The sequence below is a fragment of the Pantoea trifolii genome (assembly GCF_024506435.1).
GTDB lineage: Bacteria > Pseudomonadota > Gammaproteobacteria > Enterobacterales > Enterobacteriaceae > Pantoea > Pantoea trifolii.
In genome coordinates this window covers 532,810-553,451 of record NZ_JANIET010000002.1, presented here as the reverse complement: position 1 = coordinate 553,451, position 20,642 = coordinate 532,810, and the positions used below count along the sequence as shown (strand labels likewise).

Genomic DNA, 20,642 nt, shown 5'->3' with positions numbered 1-20,642 from the left:
CTATTTGCTGGCGCTGTTGTTTACAGCGGCGCGTTTGCCGAAGCCGTTGCTGGTGACCAGCCATACCGCGCAGACAATCAGCAGCGAACCGCTAATAAAGCCCTGATTGATCTCTTCACCCAGCACTAACCAGCCCCATAAAATGCCAAACGGCGGGATCATAAATGTCACGGTCAGCGTGCGCAGCGGACCAATATCGGCGAGCAGGCGAAAGTAGATGATGTAAGCCAGCGCGGTGCAGATAAACCCAATCGCCAGAATGCTGGCCCAGACTTCAGGAATTTGCCAACTTGCCGCTGACGTTTGCGGTGCGCTAAAAGCAAAGATCGGCAGCAGAAAGACTGACGCGCCAAGTTGGGAACCAAAGGCGACTTTGGTGGCATCAAGACCGCCACGTGCACCGATCCAGCGCTTGGTCAGGAAACCGGCAAAACCATAACAGGCGGTAGCGATCAAACAGGCTAATATTCCGCCAATTAACGTGCTGCTGAGATGCGCTTCTCCGGTGGTACTGATGACAATAATTCCACTGAATCCGGCGATCATGCCGATAACTTTATTAACTGTTAGCTTTTCGTCGAAGAAGGCCGCGCCAATAATCACACCCATCAACGGCGTAGTGGCGTTGAGAATCGCCGAATAACCCGCCGGCAACACGCGTGCCGCGAGGCAGTACATCAGGAATGGAATCGCCGAGTTGATAACGCCCAGCAACATCGCCCAGCCCAATTTGCCGTTAAAGCGGCGCGGAATGCGCATCACCGCCATGATGATCAGTAAACCCAACATGCCGCAGAATACGCGTAAAAATGCGGTATTCACCGCGCCCAGCGCCGGAACCGCAATGCGCATAAACAGAAAACTGGCACCCCAAATCGCCGCTAAAATTAACAGCCGCAACAGATCCGATGTTCGCATAGGTTTCACAATTGTTAAGAAAGAGTCGCGCACAGAATAGCAAACAACCCACTCCGTAGGGTCTCCATTAATGGCGACCGATGTCGCTGTGCAGAAAATTTTTCTTATGTTGTGATCATCAGGTAGTATTTAGGAATTGATCATTTCCTAAATATGCGGAGAGCGAAAATGCCAGCATCAGTTATCAAGCACGCGCCGGGCTGGACGCAGCCATTCAACGCGTTAGACGGATTTTCCCATCATTACGCCACCGTTGACGGCGTGCGTTTGCATTACGTCAGCGGCGGCAATGCCAACGGGGATTCATTACTTTTACTGGCAGGATTTCCACAAAGCTGGTTTGCCTGGCGGCAGGTGATGGCGCTGCTGAGCGATCGCTATTTCATTATCGCGCCAGATTTACCCGGCCAGGGCGACTCGGACAAACCGCTCAGCGGCTACGACACCACATCGCTGGCGCAGAAAGTGCAGGGCTTGATGCAGCAGTTAGGGCATACAAGCTATTACCTCGCTGCGCATGATGTCGGCGCGTGGGTTGCCTGGCCGTATGCCACGTTGTTTAGCGATCAGGTGAAAAAGCTGGCGCTGCTCGATGCCGGAATTCCTGGTGTCACTTTGCCAGAATCGCTGCCCGCCACGCCGGATAAAGCGTGGAAAACCTGGCATTTCGCGTTTCATCTCTTACCGGATTTGCCGGAAGCATTAATAGAAGGGCGCGAAGCAATCTACCTCGAGTGGTTCCTGAAACGCAAAGCGGCCAGCCCGATGGTGTTTGGCGATGAAGACATGGCGGAATATACCCGTTTGTTACAGCAGAAGGGCGCAATACGCGCCGGAATGGCCACTTATCGTGAAGTGACGATTTCGGCGGCGCAAAACCGAACGTTGCTTCGTGAACGCGGTAAATTAGCCTTGCCGTTACTGGCGATCAGCGCCGATCAGGGTTCGATTCCGGATATGGCGTTGCCGTTGCACGATTTCGCGGCGGATGTGACGGGAATTAAAATAGCGCACTGCGGTCACTTCATCCCGGATGAGCAACCGCAGGCGCTGGCCGATGCGCTGCACGAGTTTTTTAATTAAACGTAGGGTCGCCATTCATGGCGACCAAAACCCAGCTCAATCAAAACGACATCGTCACACCGGCATAATATGCTCGGCCCGGCTCGTTATAGGTCGACGCACCTGAATTCTCGCGGTAAATGCGTTTATCAAATAGGTTGTTGATACCGGCATTGGCGCGCAGGTTTTTGCTGATGTCGTAATTTAGGTTCAGACCAAACACCGAATACGGGCTGATTTCCTGCGTTGTCATGTTCGAGGTATCGATATTGGTCTCTGCATTTTGACGCGGTTTCTGGCGGCCATACTGCGTCCAGTTGATGTTGGCGCTGAGATCCTGCGTCGCCTGCCACTCCAGCTGCGAGTTGATGGTGAATTCCGGGATCACGGACAGCGGATTGCCGGTCTCCTTACTTTCGGAGCGGAACATGTAGGTAGCGTTGGAGCGCCATTCCAGCGTATCGGCAATTAAAGGAATGGTCAGATTACCTTCCAGGCCTTCCACAATTGCTTTTCCGCCGTTTTCCCAGCGCAATACGTTATAAACCGGGCGCGTGCTGGAATACACCGGCTCGGTGCCCGACACAATTTTGTTTTTGTAGTCATTGCGGAACCAGGTGATGCCCGCGACGTAGCCTTCGTTGCTGAATTCCAGACCAATCTCTTTGTTGACGCTGGTTTCGGCATCGAGATCGTCGTTACCCAGCAGATAACATTGGCTGAGACCAATCGGGCAGCCGTTGCCACGCGTCGAGAGCAGATAACCCGGCGTTGACTGATAGAGGTTCGGCGCTTTAAACACCCGCGCAATACCGGCTTTCAGGGTGAAGTAGTCGCCTAACCCTTGTGAAACGTTCAGGCTTGGGCTCCAGTTGGCACCAAACTGATCGTGATAATCAAAGCGCAGGCCTGGGATCACTTCGGTGGTATCGGTGGCAGCAATGTTGTCTTCGAAGAACAGAGAACTGATGGTAGCGCTGTTCTTACTGCTGCGCTGCGACGGATCGCCAGAGCTGCCTGGCAGATTGACGCCGCTCGCGTTGGACGCCAGCATTGATGCCGGATCGTTCAGCTCGTCGCGGTTCCACTCCGCGCCCAGCGTCACGGTTTGATCAACCAGCAGCTGCAACGGGAAGTTGATCTCTCCGCCCGCGCGATAGCTTTCCAAACGGCTGGTAGCGTACGTATCGCTGTTGATCATCCCTTCGGTACGACCAGCAGTGCCTTCCTGCAGACGCGTGTTATTGGTTTTCTCGTAGTTGAAGTTGAGCTTCGAGGTTCCCCAATCCCAGATTCCGTTGTGCGCAATGCCGTAGGTTTGGCGATACATGCGGTTCGTTTCATCGCCGTACAGCGATTCGACTAAACCGTCGGTGCTGGCGTTGCTGTTACTGTTTTGCGTATCACCGGCGTAAATGTTGCCCTGACGGCTGTAGCCGTAAGAGAAGTCGACAATTTGTAGCGGCGTGATTTTCCACGACAGCACGGTATTGATGTCTTTATTGCGCACGCCTTCACGGCCCGCCGCGTAAGAACCGTTTTCGGCGGTGTTGATATCGAACGCATCGGCATCGGTACGGTTAATATTGCCGTACAGACGCATGGTCAAGGCATCACCGGCCAGCGGGCCGCTGAGATTGAAGTTAGCGCGTCGCGTATCGCCTTCTTTATCGTTTTCCGGCTGGCTGGTGTAGAGCGACAGCGAGCCGTGCCAGTCATTGGTTGGACGCTTGGTAATGATATTCACCACGCCGCCTGCCGCGCCAGAACCGTAACGTGCAGCGGCTGGGCCACGAATCACTTCAATGCGCTCCACCATTTCCGCTGGCACCCAATTGGTATCGCCACGTGAATCACGCTCGCCGCGCCAGCTGTAACGCACTGAGTTACGTGAAGAAACCGGCACGCCGTCGATCATTATCAAGGTGTTTTCCGGGCCCATGCCACGGATATCAATTTGACGATTATTGCCGCGGCTGCCGCTGGCACCGTTACCGGTGAGGTTTACGCCGGGCATTTTGCGGATGATGTCGGAGAGATCGTTAACAGGGGGATTTTTCTTGATGTCTTCAGCCGTAATGGTGGACACGCCCGGTTGCTGTTTGAGCTCCTGCTCGGCGGTGACGATCATTGATTCATCGTCAGCCAGCTTTTCTGTGGTTTCAGCTGCAAAGGCTGGCGACGTTAGCATTCCCGCTAAAAAAAGCGCAATTGGACGCTTTTTGCCACGCATGGTTACATTCACTTAAGTTTTCTCCCTGTTAAGTTAACAATTGTAAGTAAATGCGCATGATAATGATAACGTTTCTCATTGTCTATTCAGCGAGACGGCAACAAGCCTGACAATACAAACCTTTACAAAGGATTTTCCGTTGCGGGGTACGCGTTGCGGGGAAGGGAACGCCTAAATTGCTTAGATGAATCCGTTATGAGTAAGAAGAAATGTATCGATGAATATTGGATAAGCAGGCTATTGATTCATTAGCAAATTCTGAATTCTGTTGAGTCTTGGATGCCAAACTGGTGCGGAAATCCCGCCTTGCAACCGTGCTTGCGGCTATTGCCATATTTCGGCAATAGATATGTTTTTTTCGCATTTGTGATTGTTATCTATCTTCCAGAGAATGTTCAGCGGGACGTTCTGAGGATGACAATTCCTTCCGCCACGCGCCTTTCGCGTGAGGTGAGTCAGGAGACAAAACCATCGCTACCTCAACGCCTTTTCCCTGTGGGGAAACTTTTTATAAATCAGGAGAAAGGTTCCAGTGAAATTCGCCAAAGGCATGACAATTCTTGCGCTCGCGCTGAGTGCACACACCGCGTTCGCCGCCGATGAATCCGTCCCAACTGACAGCTCAATCCACGTGCAGGCCGATCCCGCGCTGAAAAGTTTGCTGCCGGCGGATGTGGTGAAACGTGGCTACATTGTTGCCGGAACCAACCCCAACACGCCGCCAACCACCTTCTATAAAGAAGACAACAAAACCTTGGCCGGTCGTGAAATCGATATCATGAATGCCGTGGGCGAACGCTTGGGAATCCAGGTTCAGTGGCGCGACACCGGCGGATTCGACAACATCATTCCTGGCCTGAAAACCGGTCGTTACGATGTGGCGCTCTCCAACATCAATGCCACGCCAGCGCGTGCCAAAATCATCGACTTCGTCGGTTACTACGATGCCAGCCGCCTCGGCATTATCGCGCGTAAAGATGCCAACATCGCACCATTCAAAGAACTGGCTGACGTATGCGGTAAAGAAGTGGGTGCCGGTTCCGGTACCACGCAGGTCACGCGCCTTGAAGACGCCAGCAAAGCCTGTGAAGCGGCCGGTAAAAAGCCAATCAAAGTTTCAGTATTCCCGGATCGTCCAGCTGGTGTGCAGGCGGTGGTAAGCGGTCGCGTGCCGATGTTCCTTGGCCCGTATGAAGGCTTGCTGTGGCAGGTGAAAGTGATCAAACCGCTGACCATGAGCGGCGAAATCACCGTACACGATGCGCCAGTCTCCGTTGCGTTCCCGAAAGATTCTGCGCTGGAGCCCGCCGTACAAGCCGCGCTGAACTCGCTGATCAAAGATGGCAGCTATAACAAGATCCTCGACAACTGGGGCATCGGCTTTGGCGCTGTTAAAGAAGCCAAACGCAATCAGGAAATCTTTCAATGAGTGATTTTCACGACCACACCGGCGATTTGAAAATCGTCGGCAAACGTTACTACGGACGCTGGCTGAGTGCGCTGGTGGTGCTGTTGTGCGTGGTGGCGATGGCGAACTCGATGATTAACAATCCACGCTTCGAATGGAGCGTGATTGCGGAGAACTTTACCGGCGAATCGATCCTGCAAGGCGTATTAATGACGCTGCAGCTCACCGCAATCTCTGTGGTGCTGGGTTTTGCTTTTGGTACGGTGCTGGCCCTGATGCGCCTCTCCTCCAATCCGGTACTGGTGGGGGTGAGCTGGTTTTATACCTGGTTCTTCCGTGGTGTGCCGATGCTGGTGCAACTGTTCCTGTGGTACAACATCGCGGCGCTTTATCCCACCATCGCCTTGTCGATTCCGGGCCTCGGCGAAATCTGGAGCACGCAATCTAACGCGTTAGTCAGCCCATTCAGTGCGGCGGTGATCGCGCTGGTGATGCACCAATCCGCTTATGCCGCTGAAATTGTGCGTGCCGGTATCCAGAGCGTCGGCAACGGCCAACTGGAAGCCGCGCGTGCGCTTGGCTATCGCCCTTCACAGATTTTCCGTCACACCGTGCTACCGCAGGCGATGCGCGCCATCATGCCGCCAGCCGGCAACGAAATCATTGGTCAGCTGAAAACCACGGCGGTGGTGTCCGTGATCTCGCTGCAGGACGTACTGTTCTCGGCGCAGATTATTTACCAGCGCACCTATGAAGTGATTCCGCTGCTGCTGGTGGCAACCTTGTGGTATCTGCTGATGACCTCGGTGCTGTCAGTCGGTCAGTTCTATGTGGAACGCTATTTTGGGCGTGGCGTCACGCGCCGGGAAAAACGCAGTTTGCTGAAATCGCTGCCGGGTTTTTCAGCGGCGAAAGCAGAAAGGAGCGTCAGCAATGGGTGAGGCGATCGCATTACGTAAAGTCACCAAACGCTTCTCTGGCGTCACCATTCTGGATGAAGTGAACCTGGATATTCCTGCCGGTTCAGTCACGGTGATCCTTGGGCCATCCGGTTCCGGGAAATCCACGCTGCTGCGCTGCATTAACCATCTGGAAAAACTGGATGGCGGCACCATTCGCATCGGCGGCGAGATCATCGGCTACAAGCAGAAAGGCCAGGCGCTGCACGAGTTAAGCAGCAGTGAAGTTGCGCGTCAGCGTGCCGAAATCGGCATGGTGTTCCAGCAGTTCAACCTGTTCCCGCACCGCACCGTATTGCAGAACATTGTGGATGCGCCGATGCGCGTGAAGAAGCAGAGCCGTCAGCAGGCGACCAGCAAAGCGCTGTCGCTGCTGAAGCAAGTGGGTTTGTCAGGCCGCGAAGAAGAGTGGCCGCAGAATCTCTCCGGCGGACAGCAGCAGCGTGTGGCGATTGCCCGCGCGCTGGCGATGGATCCCGGCGTGATGCTGTTTGATGAACCGACGTCAGCGCTCGACCCCGAACTGGTTGGCGAAGTGCTGCAGGTGATTAAACAGCTGGCGCACTCTGGCATCACCATGGTGGTGGTCACCCACGAGATTGGTTTTGCGCGCGAGGTAGCCGACAACATTGTGTTTATGGAAAGCGGCAAAATCGTGGCGGCGGGGCCAACCCAGCAAGTGCTCGACGACCCGGAAAACGGGCGCGTAAGAAACTTTATTGCAACGGTGCTTTAGGCACCGTTTTTCTTTTTTGATGCCAGGAACAGTGATGACGCAAAAACCGGTAATGCACAGCGCCCATTGGGGCGCTTTTCATGCCCAGCAACAGGGCGATCGGCTCACCATCGAACCGTTTAAGGGCGATCCTGATCCCAGTCCGCTGCTGCAAAATTTCCGCACTGCATTAAACCATCCGGCGCGCGTTTCCCGTCCAATGGTGCGTCGTGGCTGGCTGGAGAACGGACCAGGCCCGGACGATCGTCGTGGCAACGATGAGTACGTCGCGGTGAGCTGGGATGACGCTTACGCGTTAGTAACGCGCGAACTGCAACGCGTCGGCGACACTTATGGCCCGGAAGGCATCTTCGGCGGCTCTTACGGATGGTCAAGCGCGGGGCGCTTCCACCACGCACAAAGTCAGGTGCATCGCTTCCTCAACACCACGCTCGGCGGCTACGTGCGCTCGGTTAACAGCTACAGCTCCGGCTCTGCGTCGGTGTTGCTGCCACATATCGTCGGCGACATGAATGAAATTGCCCGTCGCGGCGTCAGTTGGGAAGAGATCGCCCAGCACAGCGAAATCGTGCTGGCATTTGGCGGTTTAGCATTAAAAAACTCACAGGTCGCCAGCGGCGGCTTGAGCGAACACACCGAGCGCGGCTTTATGCAGCAGGCGGCGCAGCGTGGCACGCGCTTTATCTCGGTTAGCCCGCTGAAAAGCGATCTGCCTGAGGAAGCGCAGGGCGAATGGCTGGCGCTGCGACCGGGCACTGACGCGGCCTTCATCCTTGGCGTGTTATCGGTATTGATCGCAGAACAGCTGACCGACGAGGCTTTCCTCGCGCGCTACACCGTGGGCTGGCCAGAAATGGCGGCCTACATTCGTGGCGAAGAAGATGGCACGCCGCGCGATGCGGCGTGGGCAGCAGAAATTTGCGGCGTCAGCGCGGAGTTCATCAGGGATTTCGCCCGCCAGTTGCACGGCAAACGCGTGCTGGTGACGGTGGCGCATGCCTTGCAGCGCGCCGAAAACGGCGAACAACCGGTATGGCTGGGATTGGTGCTGGCGGCCGCGCTCGGTCAGCCGGGCTTGCCGGGCGGTGGCTACACCTATGCGCTTGGCGCGATAGGCCATTACGGCAAGCATCACAATCTGGTGAGTTTCCCGGCACTGCCGCAGGGCAAGAACGGCATCGATCGCCTGATTCCGGTAGCGCGTATCGCCGATATGCTGCTCAATCCCGGCAAACAATTTGACTACAATGGCCGCCGCTTAACCTATCCACACATCCGTCTGGCATATTGGGCGGGCGGCAATCCGTTCCACCATCATCAGGATCTCGCGCGCCTGCGTCAGGCTTTCTGCCAGCTGGATACGCTGATCGTCCATGAAATCGCCTGGACCGCCAGCGCGCGCCATGCCGATATCGTCTTGCCCGCCACCATGACGCTGGAGCGCGAAGACATTGGCGGCGCACCTACCGATCGCCATTTGTTTGCCATGCAGCCGGTGTCGCAGCCATTCGGCGAAGCCAAAGATGATTACGCGATTTTCACCGAGCTGGCACGCCGTTTAGGGCGGGAAGAAGCCTTCACCGAAGGACGCGATACGCGCGGCTGGTTGCAGCATCATTACGCTCAGCTGCAACAGAAGCTGGCGGCGCATCAGGTTGAGATCCCCGACTTCGAGAAGTTCTGGCAACAAGGCGTGCTGGAGCTGCCGCAGCTGAAAGATGGCGGCCGCATGATTAACGCGTTCCGCGCCGATCCAGAAGCGTCGCCGCTGCCGACGCCGAGTGGGAAAATCGAAATTTTCTCCGCCACCATCGCCAGCTTTAATTATGAAAACTGTCCCGGTCATCCGGTATGGCGCGAGCCGCAGCAGCAACCGAATGCCGATCATCCGTTCTGGCTGATTGCCAATCAGCCGGCGACGCGCTTGCACAGCCAGCTCGATTTTGGGGATTACAGCCTGAGCGGTAAACGCGATGGCCGCGAAGTGTGCAGTTTGCATCCGGCTGATGCGGCCGCGTTGGGTATTAACGATGGCGATATCATCGAGCTCTATAACGCGCGCGGCCACGTACTCGCCAGTGCGCGTTTGACCGAATCCATTATGCGCGGCGTGGTGCAGTTGCCGACCGGCGCCTGGTACGATCCGGTCGATCCCACCGCGCTGCGTCCGCTGTGTCGTCACGGCAATCCCAATGTGCTGACGCTGGATATCGGCACCTCGTCGCTGGCACAAGGCTGCAGCGGACAAATTACCGTGGTGCAAGTGCGTAAATATCGCGGCGAAGTGACGCCGGTACAGGCGTTTAATCCGCCAGTCTAAAAGCAGACGTATCTCAATAAAACAAAGTGTGACTTTGTCTCACTGGGTGATAGACTCAGTGTGACAAAGTTACACTTTGGAGGATGTATGGCATTAACCAAACTGCGTCAGCAAGGCGGAGCCGTCGTGCTAACAATTCCCAGTGATATTGCGACCAAAGCCGGTTGGCATGTGGGCATTGAGCTGGATGTGACTGCAACTGACGAGTCAATCAACATCAAACCTGTTAACCGGCTCGCACGCGGCAGGAAAACAATGGACCAACTGTTAGCTGGCATTGATCAGGAAGAGATTCGCCAGTTTAATGAAGCCGTCAGCGACGACTTGCAGGATAAACCGCAGGGCAAGGAGGCTATCTAATGATATCGCGCAGAGTTCCGCAGTTAGGTGAAATCTGGCACGTCAACGGCGATACCGTTGAAGGCAGGGAGTTTAAAGGGCCGCATTATTATCTGGTGATTTCACGGCGGGAACTCGTCGCCGCGCTTGGGACAGCGGTTTGTATTCCGGTAACCAGCGGTGGCGGCGCTTCGCGCTCGCAGGCTGTTGCGGTGTATCTGGATGGCAATAGCACGGATACCGGCAGCGTAACCGGCGTTGCCTTGTGTTATCAACTTCGTTCGCTTGATCTAACCGCGCGTAAGGCGAGCTTTGCCGCGAAAGTTGAACCACACATCATGGACGAAATCCTGTCGATGGTGGTGGATTTGATTGATCCGCGTTGAAACGCTGAAAACTCACTCAACATTCTTAGGGTCGCCATTCATGGCGACCAATTGCCGCTTAAATGACCCGCTTTTTCATCTCACGCCGTGGTTTTCCGGTTTTGCGTCAATTCTTTCACCGTTTCCGCTGCACGTTTTCCGGCGAGGAACGCGTGGTCCGAGTTGTAATATTCCCACTCGCTGTAGCGCCCGGAAAGATGGATGCCTTGCGTCACCAGCCAGCTGCGAATGAGTGTAACGTTAGCGGTGCGTTGATGGTCGTACACCACATAGGCGTACGGCATATCCACTTCACTGGCGGTCACGATTTCATCATCGGCATTGATGATGCCGACCCGAATGCAATCTGCGATACAGCGTTCAATCAACGCATCACCTTCACAAGGCAGCGGCTGATCGGCGCGATAGGTCATTTCGCAGGTCAGGCCAAAACCGCCTTGTGGATTACAGTGCGGGCTGGCGTTGCCCTGTAAAAAGATGCGATGGAACAGCGTGTTGCCGGGATAGTAAATCCAGTGCTTGTCGCTGATATCCGCGCGGCCAATGCCCAGATTGACGCAGCGCACCGAGATATGGCGCAACTGCTGCGCCGCTTTCTGCACCGCCTCGGGCGCAAAGCTGCCCATCAATCGCACCAGCTCCGGCAGCGGCAGGGTGCTGATCATCTGGTCATAATGGAACTGTCGACCATCACGCAACAGCACGCGCCGTTGCAGCGGCTGGATATCACTGACGTCCGCTTCCATCTCCAGCGCGCAATTCAGATGGGGCAGAAATCCTTCCATCAGTGCCTGAAAACCGCCGCGCAGCGGATAGCCAAAGCGCGCGTTGGGACCGACCGGCTTATCCAGCGGCGCCAGCGCGCCTGAAATGATCTGCTCCAAATCTGGTAGCGGCACGCGTCCGCCAAGCCATGAGGTCTCCATATTCACCAACGGGGTTTTCCACAGTTTCTGGTTATACGGCAGGGCGAAATGTCGCGCGATGCCTTTGCCCCAGGTACGGAAAATGAAGCTCTCAAAATCTTCGCTCTCCGGCGGACAGGCCAGGCTTTCACCGTCCGGGATGGCGCCATCGGCGCAGCAGTCGCGACGTGCTTCGGTGGCGACTGCCTGCAAAGCGGGAGGTGAAGCATAGCGCGCCTCAATCGCACCCAACACGCACTCGCCAATCACCTCGGCGGGCAAGCCGTGCAGTGCCGACTGGAACGGATAACGGGTGTAAACATCATGGCTGTAAACCCAGGCTTCACGCGTTTGCCAGTGCTGATTGTCGCCCAGCAGGATGTCGTACAAACGCAACACGTAAGGATCGTTGGAGAACATAATGTGGCCGGCGTGATCGAAGGTGAATCCCTGATCCTCGACCGAACGGCACCAGCCGCCCACGCTGGCATTTTTCTCCAGCACCACCGCGCCCGCGCCGTAGTGATAACCGGCGCTCAATCCGGTTGGTCCGGCGCCGAGAATCAAGCACTCAACAGTATTGTACGCCTGCGCTGGTGGACGGGCGGCGGCCACGTCGGGCTGGGAAATCGGGCGTTTCGTCAGCGCCACGATATGCGCCTGCATCTCTTCAGCGGTGCGATCCCACGAAGTTGCCGCAACGCGTGCCGCCATGTTTTTCGCCAGCTGATAGCGGGTTTCGAGCGGCATGTTGAGCGCGGCATCGCAGGCCTGAATAAAGCTCTGATGAGAATCGGCGATGCTCACCACCTCGGCGTAATGGCGCACCACATCGGCAATCGCGGTGCTGACGATCGGCAGCTGCGCCGCCATGTATTCCAGCACTTTGGTCGGGCTAATAAAACGCGTCGATGGATTGAGCGCGAACGGCATCAGGCACAGATCCCAGCCAGCGAGAAAGTGCGGCAAGGCGGCGTAAGGTTGCTGTCCAAACCAATGCAGATTGCTGCGCTGCGGTAGGCTGGCGACGTCAATTTTTACCACCGGGCCGACCATCACGATCTGCCAGTCAGGATGCGCATCTGCTAGCGCGGCAATCAGCGTCAGGTCGAGGCGTTCATCAATCACGCCGTAATAGCCGAGGCGCGGCTTGGGCAGGTTTTCCTGCAGCGGATGGCCGTTAGTGCGGTCCAGCGCTTGTTCAAAATGTCCCGCATCGACGCTGCTTGGATAGCAGTAAACCTGCGGATGGCGATGTTTCTTCGCTTCATACAGGCTGGTGCCGCCGGTAAACACCAAATCAGCACGGCTCAACAGCGCCGATTCACGCTGCTGCAGTTGACGCGGTGCCTGATTAAAGGCGGAAAGCTCATCCATGCAGTCATAGATAATCGCGCTCGGGGTGAAGCAGGCCAAAAGCGGCAGCGCCATCGGCGTGTAAAACCACACCAGCGGCGTTTCATCGTCATCCAGCAGCTCGGCCAGTAGCGGCTGCAGCACAGCGATTTGGCTGTCGTGGAAGCCGGGCGCGGCCACATCGGTATGCGGCTCGATCACCGTCACATTCGGTGCCGGTTGATAGTGGCGTAACGCGGCTTCACCGGGCTGATAAATTGGTTCTTCGATAAACACAATGCGGTGGAACTGGGCGAGGCGCGACAACAGATGCTGTGGACGTTGAAAAACAAATCCCCAACGTAAATGACTGAATACCACTAATACGGATTGTTGCATGGTGCTTTCCTCTGGCCTGCTGTTTGGGATGATAAGTCTCTGAAAACGGGCTAATACTCGTTGTGATTGCTGTAATGACGCGGCATAAACCGGGTTCAGCAGGCGCTTTTTGTGAGGATCGACATCCCACAATCCGCTGCGTGGCCAGTCCTGGAGATCTTCCCAAAGCGGGCGATCAATAATCGGGTAGAGGCAGATGCCGCGAATATCACTGCCGTTGAGTTGGGCTTGCGCGACATCGGCGGTCACTTGGGTAAGCCAGGCGGCGCGTCCGCTGCCGACGTGGCTGGTTTCCGCCAGCAAAATGGGCCGCTGGTAACGTTCGGTTAACTGCGTCAGCAGCGGATGCAGCGGCACGCGGCGCGCATCGCCCAGATGCCACTCCAGCCGACAGCCGGACCCGGTGAGCCACTGATTGCCGTGGTAATAATTGGCACCGACCACATCGAGATAGTGCGGTTTGCCGCCGAGTTCCGGCTCGCGCAAACCGGCGATCATGTCCCACGCCTGATATTGCGAAGCGTTGATATCGCGGGTGCGCTGTCGACACGCATCGCTGTCTTCATCCGGCACCACATGAATAATCGGGTCGCAGTGCAGGAAACGCGCACGCGGATCGGCGCGGCGAATGGCAGCGCAACCCGCCAGCGTGGCGCGAATTAATTGACGTTTAATCTCATCGGGATCGCTTTGTGCATTATTGCCAAACAAGCCGACAGAAATTCCCCATGCCATAAACGAGATTTCATTCATCGGTGAATAAATCGGTGCCTCTTCATAATATTCCGCGAGAAAAAGCGCCATGCGCTGACAAAAAGCGGCGAAGCGCGGCACAAATTGGCTGGAAAATAAGGTCAAATCGTCCGGCCAGCCGTAATGGCAAAAGGTCCAGTTAATTTGCACGCCAAATGAGCGCGCTGAATTCATGCGTTTTTTTAAACTTTCGAGCGTGGCGCGCGGTTCCATTTCCGCCAGTCGCCAGCCAATACTTTCACGGGCCGAGGTTATGCCAAACTGCTGCAGCGCGGCATAATCGTTGTGGTATTGCGATAAATGGTCGGTCAGCGCATTCATTGAAAGCCGTTCGCCGAAGGGATTGATATGATCCGCTCCCTCATAACCGGCTTGCCAAAAGCTGGAAAATGGCGGCATGGTGTTCCCCCGGAATAAAATTCAGGAAAGTTAAGTAAATAAAAGAAATTAACTACATTGTAGGGTCGCCATTAATGGCGGCCTATTAAATGAATATTAAAACTAATTAAAATTATAACCACGCTTTAGCTTAACGCAAATCACTGAGCTGAAAAGAAAATAAGCCTAGCGTGAGTTTTGCGTAATTAAGTGAAGCGGCAAAGTTAAAATAAAATGACATAGTTAAACTAATTCTTACGCTTAACTCACATATTGAAAAGAAGCACGAGTATTAATTTTTTTCATCACTACACTTTAATTAACCCACTTCGGGTTTACGGAGGGTCCTATGTCAGAACGTCCAGATGATGATGATGTAATTCCACTACCAGGTGATGATGAAACATTACCCGACGAAGATGATGATTTACCCCGCGATACTGAATTCCCTGAAGATCAGCAACCTAAAATCTGAAAATGGGTCGAGCCGCCGCTGGCGGCTCACTATTTAGAGTGCACTCTGCTGTAATTCCCCCATAATACCTCTCCAGGATTCATTTATTTTTTTAACACTTAAGGGAGAGATACGATGGTCAACGACTATTTCACACAGCCAGCGATTGGCGTCACGGTTGAGCAACATAAACGCACCGTTGCGGTTGCGGCGGCATTAGCGGTGGCAAAAGAGTCAGTTAGCGCCTCAACCTCTGCCAGCGGATCAAAGGCATCGTGGGATTTGCAGGCGGTTGCCAATGAGATCGCAAATCTGGCCGATGCCATTCAGGATGCGCTGGAGCCGGTCGAAACGCTCTAACCCAGCAGCTGGGTTAATTGCGCCAGATGCGCGCTGCTAGCCAGCTCGCTGCTGTTTAGCAGTTGTTGCTGGCGTTGCGGGGATTCCTGCTGCAGTGCCGCGCGCAGCTTGCCTGCGACATCCACCGCATCGGCCAGCGATTGCTGACGCGTGCGGTGATGCTGCAACTGCAAGCCATCGCGTAGCCTAATCGTCACCAGATGAAAACGCAGCGCCGGGTTAATCGCATCCGGTGGCGCACGTTCATCTGGCGTACGACGCACCTTAGCCGCCAGCGGCATTACGCCATGATTCAACTCGCCTTCGGCAAAATCCTGCAAGCGCAAATCGCCATAAATCAGCATCGCGGCGATGACGTATTCCAGACTGAAACGCGCTTCAATGCCGTTGGTTGGTACGTGCACCGATGCGGCAATATCGCCGCCTGGCGGAAACGCCACGCTGATCTCGCTAATGCTTTGCAGCAATGTTTCCAGTGATTTACCGCTCGCCAGCCATTCATTGCGCAAGATGCGCGTGGCTTCGGCGGCGCTGTGCGTACCAGCGCAGGTGGGGAAGGGTTTGAACTCCAGTCCAGGCGTAACGATACGCCACGGCTGCGCCCAGTTATCAATCAGCTTTTCCGGCTGCGCCTGGCCGTTGCTGGTGGCAGAGATAAATGCTTCTATCACGCCATCCTGCTTACCATCAAAACCCGCCAGCGTAAGCTGGGCGGCGGTCACCGCGCGTTCTGCCGCAAACCCCGCGTGCAGCGGCTTCACCGCCGAACCAAACTGCGCGCGTAAACCGCTGGCCTGCGTGGTGGCGATGCCGATCAGCGTCGCGATGGCAGAGACATCTAAAGCCAGCAACCGCGCCAGCGCGGCGGCGGCGGCAACCGTGCCGAGCGTCGCGGTATTGTGATTGCCTAAGGCGTAATGCTGTTGGCTGACGGCCAGACCTAAACGTCCGGCGACTTCAACGCCAATCGCGTAGGCATCAAGGAACTGATCCAGCTCAGAAGGCTGCAGCTGCTGCCAGGCAAACAGCGCGGGCAGAATCACCACGCTGGGATGTCCGCGAAAATCCGCGTGAAAATCATCGTAATCCAACGCGTGGCTGGCATAACCGAGCAGCAGCGCGTGAGATCGCGCGCTGCCGTCGCCATATACGCTGCGCAGCGCCGGTAAACCGCTATCCGGCACCTGGCCTTGCAATACCGGCCAGCTGACGGCGAGGAAATCACGCACGCCCTGGCGTGCGGCAGCACGTGCAAGGTCGTCAGGTTGGCTGTGAACAATGCGCTCAGCCAGCGCGGCAGTCAGGTTCATCAGCTCACGCTCCTCAGGGCCGCGACCGCCAGATTGGCGAGATAGCGCGACGTCGGCAGCAGCACATCATCATTAATGCGGAACGCCGGATGGTGCAGCGCATAAGGCTCGCCGGTGCCAATCATCATAAACGCGCCTGGCAGCTGTTGCTGATAGAACGCGAAGTCTTCGCCGATCGGGCTGGCTTCCACCACGCGCGCCTCAAAACCGCTGGCGCTGGCCTGCTGCAAGGCAAAATCGGCCCAGTGCGCGTCATTCACCACCGAAGGCGGGCCTGCATGCCAGTTGAATTTCACCTCGGCGGCAAAGGCAGCGCCAATACCTTGCACGATCTCACGGAAGCGCTGTTCAAGACGTTCGCGCGTCTTCTGTGAGAAGGAGCGCACCGTGCCTTCCAGCCAGGCGCTATCCGGAATCACGTTCCAGGTGCTGCCGCTATGAATCTGGGTGATCGAGACCACCGCGTTATCGCCGGATGGCGCATTGCGGCTGATCAGCGTTTGCGCCGCCGAGATAATTTGCGCAGCAATCACAATCGGATCGTTGCCCTGATGCGGTTTAGCGGCGTGGCTACCCATGCCGGTGATGCTGATATCAAAGCGATCAACCGCCGCCGTTAACGGACCGGCTTTGCTGCCAATCACGCCAGGCGGCAGCGACGGATCGTTGTGGATGCCGAAAATAGCCACCGCATCATCCAGCGCGCCAGTAGCGATCACATCGGGCGCGCCCTGGCCGGTCTCTTCCGCCGCCTGGAACAGAATGCGCACGCGACCTGGCAGCGTATCTTCCTGCTGTTTGAGCAGAATCGCCGCGCCCAGCGCCGCCGAACTGTGGAAGTCGTGGCCGCAGGCGTGCATCACGCCGGGACGTTCAGAACGGAAGCTCACATCCGACTGCTCTTCAATCGGCAGCGCATCGATATCGGAACGTAGCACCATCAGCGGTCCGTTTTCACGACCTATTTCCGCGACTAAACCGGTTTTGAGCGGCAGATCCAGCACGCGAATCTGGTGTTGCTCTAATTGCTGACGAATACGTGCGGTGGTTTCAAACTCTTGATTGGAGAGCTCAGGAAAACGGTGCAGTTCATGGCGGAAAGCGATCAGCTGTTCGCCTAAGGTGTCGAGTGATTGGCTCATGCTGTTACTCCTTGTTGCGCCGCCTGGCGTGTTAACCACGCATCGTGGGCGGCTTCATCCAATACTTTCTTCATATATTGCGTAATGTGGCCTTTGCCAAGATCGGTGGTGTGCATCAGCTGGAAACCGCGCTTTTTGTACATCTCGATCAGCCACGGATGGCTGGTGGCGGTGCCGAGCGACACCGCAGGCGCGCGTAATTGGCCCAGCAGAATCTCCTGCTCAAGGCGATCCTGCACCTGACGGCCATATTGCTTGCCGGGATAATCGGGATGCGCGCCAAACCAGCCGATGTGCGGCAGGCCAAACGGGCCGGGCAGCGGTCCCCACGGATAACGTACGGTAACGGATGAGACCATCACCTCATCGGCATACAGGGCATAAACGCCGTGGCTTTGCAGATGACGTAACGTTTTGGCAAGGTCGGCGGTAGCGGCATCAAACTTGATGCCCAGTGCCAGCGTAGGCGCATACGCGGCATGCATCAGCGCCTGATAGGTTTCCACCTCGTCTTCTCTGACCTGACGAAATTCAAGTGACATAGATATCCCCGGGAAAATATGCGCTTTTGTAGGGTCGCCATTAATGGCGACCTAACAGGCATTCATACAAAAGAGATCAGACTACCAGCAAAGCCATTCCCCGCTATATGTGAAAAATAACTAAGCTAATGCGAATTTGTGAAAATGAAATCACCCCTTTTGCATTGCTTAAATCGTTATTTACCGTAGTATGCAGAAAATACATAGCGCTATAACTATTCTGTATTAACCCTCTGAATTATCTTAATTTAATCCGTTATAGCCTTATTCTTAATCAGGGTGACGCCGTGTTAGCGATCAAATCTCCGCGTGCATATGCACATGAATCCGGTTTGCGTGCGCGCGCCGGTGAATTTATCAAACCTTACGCTTCCCATATTCGCATCTTTACTTCTCCTCGCGCCTGGCAGGCGGTTAATCCGGAATTAACCCACAGCCTTGAAGCCAATGCTATTCGCTGGGAAATAGAGTATCTGATCGGTGAATGCACCGATGCCGCGATTGCAACCCTGAAGCAAAATGTCGAGCAGCAGGGCGTTGAACTGCTGTTTGCGGTCGGTGGCGGACGCGTGCTGGATGCGGCGAAAGCGGTGGGTAGCCAATTGCCCGATCTCAACGTGATCAACTTCGCCACGGTTGCCGCAACCTGCGCGGCCTGGTCGCCGGTAGCGATTGTTTACAATGAGCAGGGCGGCCATGTGCGCAGCCAGCCGCTGGGTAAAATGCCGGATTTGGTGTTGGTGGATAGCGAGATTATCGCGCGCAGCGACGTGCGTTATCTGAAAGCCGGCATCGTTGATGCGCTGGCCAAATATTACGAGTTCTATCCTTATCAGCGTAACAATCCCCACGATCTGGCGCTGGATCTCAAAGTAATGACTGCCAAACGCGCACTGGATCTCTATCGCGAGCTGGGTGCAGCGGCGGTTGCGGCTAACGAACAGCAGATTGTCACGCCGGAGCTGGTGAAAATCATCGATGCCAACATCGTGTTGGCCGGATTAGCCAACAGCGTGCGCGATGTGTTGCCCACGCCGGGTTTTGCCCACGCCATTCACAATCGTCTGACGTATCAGCCGGAGCTGCACGAATGGCTGCACGGCGAAAAAGTGGGTTACAGCCTGCTGGTGCAATCGCTGATTGAACATAACGGCGTGCCGGATGCCGATTTGCTGGCGCTGCTGCGTGAGTACGACATGCCGCTGACCTTAGCACCGTTAACCGGCGACCGCGCGGCAACGATCCGCACTATCGCGGAACAAATTAAATTCCCGGCGTCCAGCGCCGAACGTCTGCCATTCCGCATCTCTGCTGATGCGCTGGAACAGGCGCTGCTGGCGACCGAGAACACTTTTTAATCGCACCACTTTTTATTGACCAGGACAAATTAATGGCTAACTCACAACAACAACGCCGCATCCGTTTAGGACTTTTCGTGCAGCCAGTAGGACAACACGTCAGCGGCTGGCGCCTGACGGAAAAACTCGGCGATCCGACTGACATTGACTGGCTGATCACTATCGCAAAAAAAGCCGAAGCCGGTAAATTCGATCTGTTCTTCGTCGGCGATGCGCTGGCCACCAGCATGTATCGCCTGCCATCGACCATGGCGCGCCTGGAGCCGCTGACCATGCTGTCGGCGCTGGCGGTCAACACTAAACGCATCGGTCTGGCGGCCACCGCGTCCACCACCTTCAGCGATCCGTTTACCATGGCGCGCAGCTTCTCCTCGCTGGATCACATCAGTCGTGGTCGCGCCGCATGGAACGTGGTGACCTCGTTCTCCGCAGATGTGGCACGCAACTTTAGCCGCAACGACATGCCGAACCACGCCGAGCGTTATGCGCGGGCGCGTGAATTCCTCGAAGTAGCGGAAAAACTGTGGGCCGGCTGGGAAGAGGGCGCGGTGCAGCCGAATAAAGAGACCGGCGCGTACTTTGTTGATGACAAAATCCAGCCGATTAACCACCAGGGCGAACACTTCCAGGTGCAAGGCCCGCTGAATATCACCCGCTCACCGCAAGGCCGTCCGGTGATCATCGAAGCCGGATCGTCCGCCGATGGCCAGAAACTGGCGGCGGAAACCGCTGAAGTGATCTTCACCGCTGCGGCCAGCCTCGAAGAAGCGCAAACCTTCTATCGTTCGCAGAAAGATCAAGTAATTGCCGCCGGACGTAATCCGGATCACGTGGTGATCATGCCGGGCGTGATGCCAATTGTTGGCCACACGCGCGAAGAAGCCAAAGCGCTGTGGAAAGAGCTCAACACGCTGGTGGATATCGAAAACGGTCTGCGTCAGCTGTCGCTGCGTTTCAGCATGGATCTCAGCCAGTTCCCGCTGGATGGTCCGGTGCCAGAAGTGCCGCTGGGCGAAGGTAACCAGAGCCGCGTCAAACTGATGACCGACATGGCGAAGCGTGAAAATCTGACGCTGCGCGAGCTGGCGGCGGTAGCGGCCGGTTCACGTGGACATCGCGTGATTGTCGGTACCGCCGAAGATATCGCCGATGATTTCGAGCTGTGGCTGAACGAGGGCGGCGCGGATGGGTTCAATATCATGCCGGCGATTATGTCCGAGCAGCTGGATCTGTTTGTTGAGCTGGTAATCCCGGAACTGCGCCGTCGCGGCCTGTTCCGGGATGATTACGAGTTCGCCACGCTGCGTGAAAACCTCGGCTTGCCGGTGGCTTAATCCCTGCAGGA

General features: G+C 55.9%; 17 protein-coding genes. 11 read left to right on the top strand and 6 right to left on the bottom strand.

Going from position 1 to position 20,642, the window contains the following annotated elements; genetic code table 11:
- Positions 1-918 carry a DMT family transporter gene (locus tag NQH49_RS21995; protein WP_256698849.1) on the bottom strand — a complete coding sequence of 306 codons (918 nt, stop codon included), beginning with the start codon at positions 916-918 and terminating at the stop codon, positions 1-3.
- A gap of 168 nt (positions 919-1,086) precedes the next feature.
- Here NQH49_RS21995 and NQH49_RS21990 point away from each other — a divergent pair, with 168 nt between their 5' ends.
- Positions 1,087-2,001, top strand: coding sequence for an alpha/beta fold hydrolase (locus NQH49_RS21990; RefSeq protein ID WP_256698848.1), 915 nt, complete (start codon positions 1,087-1,089; stop codon positions 1,999-2,001).
- 40 nt (positions 2,002-2,041) lie between these two features.
- Here NQH49_RS21990 and NQH49_RS21985 read toward each other — a convergent pair whose 3' ends face one another.
- Positions 2,042-4,213, bottom strand: coding sequence for a TonB-dependent siderophore receptor (locus tag NQH49_RS21985; RefSeq protein WP_256699149.1), 2,172 nt, complete (start codon positions 4,211-4,213; stop codon positions 2,042-2,044).
- A gap of 532 nt (positions 4,214-4,745) precedes the next feature.
- On the opposite strand from NQH49_RS21985, the gene NQH49_RS21980 reads away from it, so the two are divergent.
- The 6 genes from NQH49_RS21980 (at position 4,746) to NQH49_RS21955 (ending at position 10,361) form a co-directional block, all read left to right on the top strand.
- Positions 4,746-5,642, top strand: a complete 897-nt coding sequence (locus NQH49_RS21980; RefSeq protein ID WP_256698847.1) for an ABC transporter substrate-binding protein — start codon at positions 4,746-4,748, stop codon at positions 5,640-5,642.
- Positions 5,639-6,562: an amino acid ABC transporter permease gene (locus tag NQH49_RS21975; protein WP_256698846.1), complete on the top strand. Its 924-nt coding sequence runs from the start codon at positions 5,639-5,641 to the stop codon at positions 6,560-6,562. The genes NQH49_RS21980 and NQH49_RS21975 overlap by 4 nt, the downstream gene beginning before the upstream one ends.
- Entirely contained in the window at positions 6,555-7,316 is a 762-nt protein-coding gene (locus tag NQH49_RS21970; protein WP_256698845.1) for an amino acid ABC transporter ATP-binding protein, read from the top strand. Before NQH49_RS21975 ends, NQH49_RS21970 begins: the two co-directional genes overlap by 8 nt.
- Before the next feature lie 34 nt (positions 7,317-7,350).
- On the top strand, positions 7,351-9,636 hold the full coding sequence (locus tag NQH49_RS21965; RefSeq protein ID WP_256698844.1) for a molybdopterin-dependent oxidoreductase: 2,286 nt from the start codon (positions 7,351-7,353) through the stop codon (positions 9,634-9,636).
- Positions 9,637-9,723: 87 nt separating this feature from the next.
- Positions 9,724-9,996: an AbrB/MazE/SpoVT family DNA-binding domain-containing protein gene (locus tag NQH49_RS21960; RefSeq protein ID WP_110867195.1), complete on the top strand. Its 273-nt coding sequence runs from the start codon at positions 9,724-9,726 to the stop codon at positions 9,994-9,996.
- Positions 9,996-10,361: a type II toxin-antitoxin system PemK/MazF family toxin gene (locus NQH49_RS21955; RefSeq protein ID WP_256698843.1), complete on the top strand. Its 366-nt coding sequence runs from the start codon at positions 9,996-9,998 to the stop codon at positions 10,359-10,361. The genes NQH49_RS21960 and NQH49_RS21955 overlap by 1 nt, the downstream gene beginning before the upstream one ends.
- Before the next feature lie 80 nt (positions 10,362-10,441).
- On the opposite strand, the gene NQH49_RS21950 is transcribed toward NQH49_RS21955, so the two are convergent.
- A complete protein-coding gene (locus NQH49_RS21950) occupies positions 10,442-14,152 on the bottom strand; it encodes an FAD-dependent oxidoreductase (RefSeq protein WP_256698842.1) in 3,711 nt (1,236 codons plus the stop codon).
- Between the two features lie 328 nt (positions 14,153-14,480).
- Here NQH49_RS21950 and NQH49_RS21945 point away from each other — a divergent pair, with 328 nt between their 5' ends.
- The gene (locus NQH49_RS21945; RefSeq protein WP_008103156.1) at positions 14,481-14,606 is read left to right on the top strand and encodes a hypothetical protein; all 126 of its coding nucleotides are present in this window, start codon (positions 14,481-14,483) and stop codon (positions 14,604-14,606) included.
- A 114-nt stretch (positions 14,607-14,720) separates the two neighbouring features.
- Entirely contained in the window at positions 14,721-14,945 is a 225-nt protein-coding gene (locus tag NQH49_RS21940) for a hypothetical protein (RefSeq protein WP_008103158.1), read from the top strand.
- Here NQH49_RS21940 and NQH49_RS21935 read toward each other — a convergent pair.
- The 3 genes from NQH49_RS21935 to NQH49_RS21925 are packed head-to-tail and all read right to left on the bottom strand — an operon-like array spanning position 14,942 to position 17,939.
- The gene (locus NQH49_RS21935) at positions 14,942-16,255 is read right to left on the bottom strand and encodes an MmgE/PrpD family protein (RefSeq protein ID WP_256698841.1); all 1,314 of its coding nucleotides are present in this window, start codon (positions 16,253-16,255) and stop codon (positions 14,942-14,944) included. The genes NQH49_RS21940 and NQH49_RS21935 overlap by 4 nt on opposite strands.
- Positions 16,255-17,397, bottom strand: coding sequence for an amidohydrolase (locus tag NQH49_RS21930; protein WP_256698840.1), 1,143 nt, complete (start codon positions 17,395-17,397; stop codon positions 16,255-16,257). The genes NQH49_RS21935 and NQH49_RS21930 overlap by 1 nt, the downstream gene beginning before the upstream one ends.
- A complete protein-coding gene (locus NQH49_RS21925) occupies positions 17,394-17,939 on the bottom strand; it encodes a GNAT family N-acetyltransferase (RefSeq protein WP_061719596.1) in 546 nt (181 codons plus the stop codon). The genes NQH49_RS21930 and NQH49_RS21925 overlap by 4 nt, the downstream gene beginning before the upstream one ends.
- A 287-nt stretch (positions 17,940-18,226) precedes the next feature.
- Between NQH49_RS21925 and NQH49_RS21920 the strand changes: the two genes are divergently transcribed.
- Both NQH49_RS21920 and NQH49_RS21915 read left to right on the top strand, forming a co-directional pair.
- On the top strand, positions 18,227-19,297 hold the full coding sequence (locus tag NQH49_RS21920; protein WP_256698839.1) for an iron-containing alcohol dehydrogenase family protein: 1,071 nt from the start codon (positions 18,227-18,229) through the stop codon (positions 19,295-19,297).
- A 32-nt stretch (positions 19,298-19,329) separates the two neighbouring features.
- Entirely contained in the window at positions 19,330-20,631 is a 1,302-nt protein-coding gene (locus NQH49_RS21915) for an LLM class flavin-dependent oxidoreductase (RefSeq protein WP_256698838.1), read from the top strand.
- Positions 20,632-20,642: the final 11 nt, after the last annotated feature.